This window comes from Alteromonas sp. H39, from assembly GCF_047556435.1.
Lineage (GTDB): Bacteria > Pseudomonadota > Gammaproteobacteria > Enterobacterales > Alteromonadaceae > Alteromonas.
Genome location: NZ_CP180210.1, coordinates 3,227,426 through 3,236,290, shown reverse-complemented (window position 1 = coordinate 3,236,290; position 8,865 = coordinate 3,227,426). Strand labels below are relative to the sequence as shown.

7 protein-coding genes are annotated in these 8,865 nt (G+C 49.0%); all 7 read left to right on the top strand.

Features of this window, described 5'->3' with window-relative positions:
- Nucleotides 1-7: 7 nt before the first annotated feature.
- The 7 genes from ACLBLI_RS14180 to mutT all read left to right on the top strand — a co-directional run bounded on the left by ACLBLI_RS14180 (nt 8) and on the right by mutT (nt 8,755).
- Complete coding sequence (locus ACLBLI_RS14180) at nt 8-745, top strand: cell division protein FtsQ/DivIB (RefSeq protein WP_414828242.1); 738 nt, start codon at nt 8-10, stop codon at nt 743-745.
- 7 nt (nt 746-752) lie between these two features.
- Entirely contained in the window at nt 753-1,982 is a 1,230-nt protein-coding gene (gene ftsA, locus ACLBLI_RS14175; protein WP_414828241.1) for a cell division protein FtsA, read from the top strand.
- Nucleotides 1,983-2,092: 110 nt separating this feature from the next.
- Entirely contained in the window at nt 2,093-3,265 is a 1,173-nt protein-coding gene (gene ftsZ, locus ACLBLI_RS14170) for a cell division protein FtsZ (protein ID WP_414828240.1), read from the top strand.
- A 148-nt stretch (nt 3,266-3,413) separates the two neighbouring features.
- The gene (lpxC, locus tag ACLBLI_RS14165; protein WP_414828239.1) at nt 3,414-4,325 is read left to right on the top strand and encodes a UDP-3-O-acyl-N-acetylglucosamine deacetylase; all 912 of its coding nucleotides are present in this window, start codon (nt 3,414-3,416) and stop codon (nt 4,323-4,325) included.
- A 285-nt stretch (nt 4,326-4,610) separates the two neighbouring features.
- Nucleotides 4,611-5,489: a peptidoglycan DD-metalloendopeptidase family protein gene (locus tag ACLBLI_RS14160; RefSeq protein WP_414828238.1), complete on the top strand. Its 879-nt coding sequence runs from the start codon at nt 4,611-4,613 to the stop codon at nt 5,487-5,489.
- A 156-nt stretch (nt 5,490-5,645) separates the two neighbouring features.
- Nucleotides 5,646-8,360, top strand: coding sequence for a preprotein translocase subunit SecA (gene secA, locus ACLBLI_RS14155; RefSeq protein WP_414828237.1), 2,715 nt, complete (start codon nt 5,646-5,648; stop codon nt 8,358-8,360).
- A complete protein-coding gene (gene mutT, locus ACLBLI_RS14150; RefSeq protein ID WP_414828236.1) occupies nt 8,360-8,755 on the top strand; it encodes an 8-oxo-dGTP diphosphatase MutT in 396 nt (131 codons plus the stop codon). Before secA ends, mutT begins: the two co-directional genes overlap by 1 nt.
- Nucleotides 8,756-8,865: the final 110 nt, after the last annotated feature.

Below are 8,865 nucleotides of genomic sequence, written 5' to 3'. Positions count from 1 at the left end.
GACTTGAATGACATCGTCTAGAAAACCACAGGAGCTTTGGGCTGGTGTTGCCTTTTTGGTGGTGGTTTTCATTGGCCTGATTGTTGGCGGACTGAAGGCATACAGCTGGATGCAGGACGAGCAACAAATGCCGGTGCAGGTAGTAGACTTTTCCGGTCAGTTTGAACACGTCAATATCGGTCGGCTGGAACGACTGATAAGGGAGTCACAACCGGGGAGCTTTTTTGCTCTTGATGTGAACGACGTGTTCCGTCTGGTTGAGGCGCAGCCCTGGATTTATCGTGCTTCGGTGAGAAAGCAATGGCCGAACACGCTGAAAATTTATCTGGTGGAGCAAACGCCGGTTGCACACTGGAACGACGATTTAATACTGAATCCTTACGGCGAAACGTTTGATGGTGAGGATCAAAAGCTGGATTTGCCTAGGCTGTATGGCCCGGGCGGAAGTGAAAAGACAGCACTGGAAGGCTATAACGCCATGCAGTCGCTACTTGCCACCACTGCGATGGCAATCAGTGAGCTGTCATTAAGTGAGCGTTTCGCGTGGCAGCTACAGTTAGAAAACGGTGTGGATTTGGACCTGGGAAGGCAAGAATTCATCGACCGGTTGCAACGGTTTATTGATATTTATCCGTTGCTGCAACAACAACCGAAGGACGTCAAATATGTCGACCTTCGATATGACACAGGATTAGCGGTTGGCTGGAAGTCAGCGGACGGCGAGAAAAATAAACAAGAGAGTTAAGGAAACCATGTCAAAACCAGCTGAACGCAATTTGATTGTTGGTCTGGATATCGGTACCAGTCAGGTGAAAGCCGTGGTAGGCGAGCTGCTGGATGATGACCAAATCAGTATTGTTGGTGTGGGCACACACGCGGCCAAAGGCATGGACAAAGGCGGTGTTAACGATCTGAACCTGGTGGTGAAGTCGGTGCAGCGCGCGGTAAACGAAATGGAGCTAATGGCAGATTGCCGGGTATCGTCAGTCTTCATGTCCATCAGTGGTCGCCACGTAAAATGCCAGAATGAAAATGGCATGGTGCCAATTAACAATCAGGAAGTGACGCAGGAAGACGTTGATAACGTTATTCATGCGGCGCGAAGTGTACCGATTGCGGCCGAACGACGCTTGTTGCACGTGCTACCGCAGGAATACACCATCGACGTACAGGAAGGCATTAAAAACCCCATTGGTATGTCTGGGGTGCGAATGGAAGCCGATGCGCACATTATTACCTGCGCCGATGATATGGCGAAAAACCTGGTGAAGTGTGTTGAGCGCTGTGAGCTCAATGCTGATCAAATTATTTTCTCGGCACTGGCGTCAAGTTACGCCGTGCTGACTGATGATGAGCGTGAGTTGGGCGTGTGTGTGGTAGATATCGGTGGCGGAACGATGGACATCGTTATTTACACTGATGGTGCAATTCGTCACACCGCGGTGATCCCTGTAGCAGGGAATCAGATAACCAGTGATATCGCCAAAATTTTCCGCACGCCAATCAGTAATGCGGAAGAGATAAAAGTGAATTATGCCTGTGCTCTAAAAGACATGGTGAGCATGGAAGAAAGTATTGAAGTCCCGAGTGTTGGCGGAAGGCCTGCCCGGGTGATGTCGCGGCACACACTGGCAGAAGTCATTGAGCCGCGGTATCAGGAACTGTTTGAGCTGGTTTTGGATGAAATTAAAGCCAGCGGTCTGGAAGAGCAAATCGCAGCCGGCCTTGTGCTAACCGGCGGCACTGCCAAGATGGAAGGGGCAGTAGAGTTTGCAGAGGAATTGTTCCAGATGCCCGTGCGCGTGGGCAAACCCATTAACGTTAAAGGCTTGTCCGAATACGTTGATGATGCAGGATTTGCAACAGCTGTAGGGTTATTACACTACGGTAAGATGCAAGCAGAAAATAATAAGTCCAGTAAGCAGAAGTCAGGTGAGAGTTTATTCCACCGAGTGCAAAGCTGGTTTAAAGGTGAATTTTAATTTTTTATTTTGGGGGCGCTAAGGCTACGGCATGATGATCGGCATGGAGGCATCTGATCAGCAGTATATGACCTGGCTTAGTGTTGAAGACGTACAACCGGAGAGTAAGTATGTTTGAATTAATGGATAGTCACGGCGAAGAAGCCGTAATCAAAGTCATCGGTGTCGGTGGCGGCGGTGGAAATGCAGTGGAACACATGGTTTCACAAAGCATTGAAGGCGTAGAATTTATTGCTATCAACACTGATGCACAGGTGCTGCGAAGCTCTAGTGCCAATGTCACGCTGCAAATTGGTTCCAGCGTGACAAAAGGTTTAGGAGCGGGTGCCGATCCGAACATTGGTCGTGAAGCGGCCCATGAAGACCGCGAAACCATTCGCCAGGCGCTTGATGGCGCGGATATGGTGTTTATCACTGCGGGCATGGGCGGCGGTACCGGAACCGGTGCTGCACCTGAAGTTGCTAAGATTGCCCGTGAGATGGGAATTCTGACCGTAGCTGTGGTTACCAAACCGTTCCCGTTCGAAGGCAAAAAGCGTACAGCGTTTGCTGAACAGGGGATTGTGGAGTTATCGAACAACGTCGACTCACTGATCACCATCCCGAACGAAAAGCTGCTGAAAGTTATGGGCCCGGGTACACCATTGTTGCAGGCATTCAGTGCCGCCAACGATGTGCTGCGCGGTGCTGTTCAGGGCATTGCAGAGCTTATCACCCGTCCGGGTCTGATCAACGTTGACTTCGCGGATGTACGTACAGTGATGTCCGAAATGGGTAAAGCCATGATGGGCTCAGGTTCGGCATCGGGTGCTGACCGTGCTGAAGAAGCGTCAGAAGCAGCAATCGCCAGCCCGTTATTGGAAGATATCGACTTGTCTGGTGCACGCGGTATTCTGGTTAACATCACCGCTGGTCCTGATTTTGCGATTGATGAATTCGAAACAGTTGGTAACGCGGTTAAAGCGTTTGCATCTGAGAATGCCACCGTGGTTGTAGGTACCGTGATCGACATGGAAATGACTGACGAGCTGCGTGTGACGGTAGTGGCTACCGGCATCGGCGCGGAACGTAAGCCAGATATTTCACTGGTGAGTTCTGAAGGTTCACGTTTGACTGCGAGTGCCCGCGAATATGGGTCGCATCACTCCAGCCATGAGCCACGCAGCAGCAGTGTCGGTTCGACAGACGGAAACCAGGCGCTGAAAGCGGAAGATGAAGCGCAGCCTGGTTCTGATCTTGAGTATCTGGACATTCCGGCGTTTTTGCGCAAGCAAGCGGACTAGTTCACGTTTATTGAATTTTGACGCGTAACTGTTGTCACAATGTGTATGGGTATCTGTTACTTAGGTACTCGTGTGACACATTTTTGACATGTAAGTGACAACTCACTATAATGCGCGACCGCTTTTTAGACAGGTAAAAGCAAACGAAATGATTAGACAACGTACAATCAAGCACCCGGTTCAGGAAACCGGAATAGGGCTTCACAAAGGGGAAAAGGTCACGATGACTCTCCGGCCTGCGCCTGCGAATACAGGAATTGTATTCCGGCGTGTAGACCTTGAACCTCATGTGGATATCCCTGCACGTGCGGATGCCGTGGGTAATACCATGCTGTGTACGTGTTTAAATAACGACGATGGTGTAAGCATTCAGACCGTTGAACATCTGGCGTCCGCGCTAGCGGGTCTGGGTATCGACAACATCATCGTTGAGGTTGACAGCAACGAGCTGCCCATCATGGATGGCAGTGCCAGCCCGTTTGTTTTTCTTTTGCAGTCAGCTGGTATTGAAGAGTTGAATGCCGCTAAGCGATTTATTCGCATTAAAAAGCCGGTACGTGTTGAAGACGGTGATAAGTGGGCAGAATTGATTCCGCATGATGGTTTTCGTGTTGATTTTCGAATTGACTTCGACCATCCGGTAATCAGCCAGACCCGACAACATATGGTGATGGATTTCGATTCCTGCTCTTATGTTAACGAGGTCAGCCGCGCTCGTACATTCGGCTTTATGAGTGATTTGGAGTACATGAACGCGAACAATCTGGCGTTAGGCGGCAGTATGGAAAATGCGGTTGCGCTGGACGAATTTCGTATTCTGAACCCCGAAGGTCTGCGTTACGACGATGAATTTTTGAAACACAAAATTCTCGACGCGGTCGGAGATTTGTACTTAGGTGGCCACAGCATTATTGGTGAGTTACGGGCGTACAAGACCGGCCATGGCCTGAACAACAAGTTGCTTAATGCCGTGTTAGCGCAAAAAGATTGCTGGGAATATGTAACTTATGATTCTCAGGATGAAGCGCCTATCCGCTATGCCCAACCGATACTTGCTTAATTTAGCAATATTGTCAGAAAAGCCGCCTACTCAGGCGGCTTTTTTATGTGCTTAAAGAGGAATTAAACGTGTCCTTTCATCACTAAAAGCACGCTGTTTGCAAACAAATACTTAATTCTCTGGCTGTCTTTATTCAAAACATCTGACTCAGATTCCAGCAAAATTACGCGTTATGTGTAAAAAATCACACATTGTGGCGTTATTTTATACCGTCCAGGTTGTTTGAAGTTTGTTCCGACCTGCAATCGGGGTTACACTATTGGTCGAATTTTTACGAGTTGATTTATGAAGCTGACGATTACCCTGACAGGAAATAACCGGCGCTATCGCAAGAGCATCAGTGTGCGAACGCTGGTAAGTGCGACGGTGCTGTCGTCTCTGTTTATGTTGGTGTCGAGCCGCTCCACTGAATCAGTATCAGAAGACATTGCGCGGATTAAACTGGCGCAGTCGGAAATTGCAGAGAAACACAGCGACGTGGATTCGCTGAAACGTGAAACCAAGGTCAAGTTAGATACCTTACTCGCTCACGTTGCGACATTGTCTGCAAAACTTAATCAACTCGATACTCAGAACGATAAACTGGCAAAAGAATTAGGTATGTCAGCGGCTGACCTGGACGCTTTCATGCCTGCAACGTTACCTGATGATCATCAGGATGACCCCATAATGCGAGAGATCGCGGCACTGCAACAATCTCTGGATATTAAAGCCCAGCAACTGACTATGCTTGAAAGTCTGGTCAGGGGACACCATATCCAACAGCAGAGTCAATTATCTGGTCGTCCCATTGAATCTGGATGGTTGTCATCTTATTACGGTATGCGTGCAGATCCCTTCACCGGCGAACCAGCCATGCACAAAGGGCTGGATTTTGCGGGCGAAACCGGAGATAACGTCGTCGCTACGGCAGCGGGTATAGTTACCTGGGCGGGTGAGCGTTATGGTTATGGAAATTTGGTAGAAATTGAACATGGTGATGGCCTGATTACCCGTTACGGGCATAACAAGTCACTGCGTGTTTCAGTGGGGGAAGTGGTTACCAAAGGACAGTCTGTTGCTGTCATGGGTAGCACAGGCCGTTCTACCGGCGCGCATGTACACTACGAAGTAATAAGAAACGGACAACAAATCGATCCTCTACCTTTTGTTTACAAGAAGTAACGCGGTAGCAGCCAGGTAAAGCAGACGGTTACCGTCTGCAACAATCAAAATTGGGTGGCAGACACAACGGTAAGGTTGTGTGGGTCATTTTTTGGAAATTGACAATGTACTTGTACAGAGTACGGCGTCTCGACAAGTAGTGGAAAAATCAACCAAATGTTTTCAAGCGTCCTGAGAAAAGTATTCGGTAGCAGAAACGACCGACTATTAAAAAAACTAAAAAAGAGTGTCGATGCCATTAATGCGTTGGAAGCTGAATATGAGAAGCTTTCTGACGAGGCGCTGAAAAACAAAACCGCTGAGTTTCGTGAACGCCTGGATAAAGGCGAGTCGCTTGAAAGCCTCATCGTAGAAGCGTTTGCCACTGTGCGCGAAGCGAGTAAACGCGTTTACGGGATGCGCCACTTCGACGTGCAGATGCTGGGTGGCCAGGTACTGCATGAAGGAAAAATTGCTGAAATGCGTACAGGTGAGGGTAAAACTCTTACAGCAACCCTTCCAACCTACCTCAATGCCCTTACCGGCAAAGGGGTTCACGTTATTACTGTTAACGACTATCTGGCCCGTCGTGACGCTGACTGGAGCCGCAAGTTATTCAACTTTATGGGCATGACAGTTGGCTGTAATGTGCCCGGTATGTCTCCTGAGCAAAAGCGTGAAGCCTATGCCAGCGATGTCACCTATGGCACAAACAACGAATTTGGTTTTGATTATCTGCGTGACAATATGGCCTTTAGTCCACAGGATCGCGTACAGCGTCCACTCCATCACGCGGTAATCGATGAAGTCGACTCTATCCTGATAGATGAGGCGAGAACGCCGCTTATTATTTCTGGCGCCGCAGAGGACAGCTCAGAGCTGTATCGCCGTATTAACAGTGTTATCCCGCAACTCATCCAGCAGGAAGAGGAAGACGAAGAAGGTAAAGAAGGCAATGGTGACTACACCATCGACCTTAAAGCCAAACAAATCCACCTGACTGAGCGCGGTCAGATTCATGTGGAAGAAATTCTGCATAAAGAAGGCGTGTTGCCTGAAGGCGAATCTCTCTTTGCTGCGGGAAATATTTCACTGCTTCACCACATCAATGCGGCACTTCGCGCACACAAGCTGTTCAGTAAAGATGTCGATTACATCGTAAAAGACGAACAGATTGTTATTGTTGATGAACACACCGGCCGGACGATGGAAGGGCGTCGCTGGTCTGAAGGTCTTCACCAGGCGGTAGAAGCCAAAGAAGGCGTGAAAATTCAAAATGAAAACCAGACCCTGGCTTCTATTACCTTCCAGAACTATTTCCGGTTGTACGATAAATTGTCTGGTATGACAGGTACGGCCGATACAGAAGCATTTGAATTTAACCATATTTATGGTCTGGAAACGGTTGTAATCCCAACTAACCGGCCGATGGTGCGTGACGATAAGGCGGACCTGATTTATCTCACTGCAGAAGAAAAGTACGAAGCCATCGTTGAAGATATCAAAGATTGCGTGAAGCGTGGTCAGCCTACCCTGGTAGGTACGGTGTCGATTGAAAATTCAGAGTTGCTGTCGCGAATTCTGAAAAAGGAAAAAATTCCGCATAAGGTTCTGAATGCGAAGTTCCACGCCCAGGAAGCTGACATTGTCGCACAGGCCGGTAAGCCCGGTGCCGTCACTATAGCCACTAACATGGCAGGCCGTGGTACTGATATCGTACTTGGCGGTAACTGGCAGGTAGAAGTCGAGCAACTGGAAGACCCGTCTGACGAAAAAGTTGCCAAAATCAAAGAAGCGTGGAAAAAGCGCCATAAAGAAGTACTGGATGCTGGTGGTCTACACATTATTGGTACTGAACGTCATGAATCGCGTCGTATTGATAACCAGCTTCGTGGCCGTTCAGGCCGACAGGGCGATCCGGGATCAAGCCGTTTCTATTTGTCGCTGGACGATGCGCTTATGCGTATTTTTGCTTCAGAAAAAATGGCTGGCATGATGAAGCGCCTTGGCATGGAGCGTGGTGAAGCGATTGAGCATCCATGGGTTACCCGTGCCATTGAAAACGCCCAGCGTAAAGTGGAAGGCCGTAACTTCGATATTCGTAAGCAGTTGCTTGAGTATGACGATGTGGCCAACGACCAGCGTAAAGTGATTTACGAGCAGCGTAATGAGTTGTTGGACGAAGGCGATATCAGCGAGACCATTGCGGTTATTCGTGAAGACGTTGTTAGCGGTGTGGTAGATGAATACATTCCGCCACAGTCGCTCGAAGAGATGTGGGATGTAAAAGCCCTTGAAGAGCGTCTGAAAGCCGATTTTGCCGTGGATCTGCCGGTACAGAGCTGGTTAGACAGCGATGACAAACTTTATGAAGAAAAGCTGCGTGAGCGCATTCATGAGGAAGTCACAAAGGCATACCAGGAAAAAGAAAAAGTGGTCGGCCCGGATGTACTTCGCCAGTTCGAAAAAGCGGTGATGCTGCAGAATCTGGACAGTCACTGGAAAGAACACTTGGCGGCGATGGATCATCTTCGTCAGGGTATTCACTTGCGCGGTTACGCTCAGAAGAACCCGAAACAAGAGTACAAGCGCGAGTCTTTCGAACTGTTCTCGCAGATGTTAGAAGCGTTGAAAATCGAAGTGATCACTATCCTGTCGCGTGTGAAAGTGCGCGCAGAGGAAGATGTCGAGAAGGTGGAGGAGCAGCGCAGACAAGCTGACGATGTGCCAAAGAATTATCAGCACGAGCAAGCGAGCGCAGCACCAGAGCCGGAAGCGGCGAGTAATAAAGTACGTACAGAAGTGCGCGAAGGTCCTAAAGTTGGCCGTAACGATCCTTGCCCTTGTGGTTCAGGCAAAAAGTACAAACAGTGTCACGGTAAACTGAATTAATGGCTGAGGTGCATGTGGCCGTGGGCGTTATCCTTCGCGGCCATCAGGTATATGTTTGCCTTCGTCCTGACGATAAGCACCAGGGTGGGAAGTGGGAGTTTCCCGGCGGCAAAGTCGATGGCGACGAGACGGTGGAACAAGCGCTACAGCGAGAGCTGGATGAAGAGGTTGGCATCCGGGTTATACAGACTTCGCCGCTTACTGTGATCACGCATGACTATGGTGATAAAAAAGTGGTGCTGGACGTACATACTGTTACGACCTTCACTGGTGAGCCATTTGGCAAAGAAGGTCAGGAAGGGCAGTGGCGTGATATTAACGCGCTTAGTCCAGAAGATTTTCCTGCCGCCAATGTCGAGATTATCGACGCACTACGGCAAACACGTAAGCTGTAATTAATATAAAAAACCGGATGTGAAGACATCCGGTTTTTTTATCTCTGTTACTTGCAGTGATTCAACGCGTGGTGTGCGCGGAAACAACCCGTCAGCACATTTTTACCTGC